The organism is Rahnella sp. P4_A8, from assembly GCF_056402435.1.
Window position 1 is genome coordinate 1 of record NZ_JBFUHK010000339.1, and the last position, 684, is coordinate 684.

General features: G+C 46.9%; 1 protein-coding gene. It reads right to left on the reverse strand.

The annotated features are described in order from the left end of the window. Positions 1 to 684 (reverse strand): family 43 glycosylhydrolase (locus AC1DUO_RS25860; RefSeq protein WP_477989582.1); only part of this gene is annotated, 684 nt, incomplete at both ends.

Sequence of the window (684 nt, forward strand, 5' to 3'; positions counted from 1 at the left end):
CGGAGAGTTAAAGAAATAGACTTTCCCCTTACTCCTGTTGAAAACCACGTTGAGCATTGCGTCACTTACATTGTCATCTGTCAGCCCAAAGCTCATGACCATTCCTGAAGAGGGAATATCCACCGTTGCGGACAACTCTCCACGCTTGGGTAATGGCGGATAAACAGATGACTGTAAGGGGCCAAACTGCGTTGATGTTTTGAGAGTTTTATCAGGTTTTATGGTCTGAATCGGGCCATTGTTATCTTTTATCGCTTGCTGAAGTTCCTGCGGAATGATGCTGTTGAGCTGACCTTTTGCATCTGCGGTCAGTTCATGTACGACGAGGTTTCCTGCCCAGTCAATATTGCCCGTGTCATTGTTTCCTGCTTTCGTTGGGATCCAGCCGAAAACAAATAAACGGCCATCCTTGATAGTCAGTTTACCAGCATAAAAACCTGAACCATCCACAACGTAATTATCCAGCTTATGCCACGGTCCTTCCGGATTGTCTGCAACCCGGTACTGCGTCAGACGCAGTGGCCATTGATCGCTGAAGCTCAGATACCAGCGCCCGTTAAAGAAGACAAGACTAGGGCACTCAAGGTTTGAATTACTGCTAATGGTGTCGTTGTCAAAAAATACACCACGATCTTTCCAGTTCTTTAAATCCGTTGAGCTGTAGCGCGCGATAATGCCTCGACC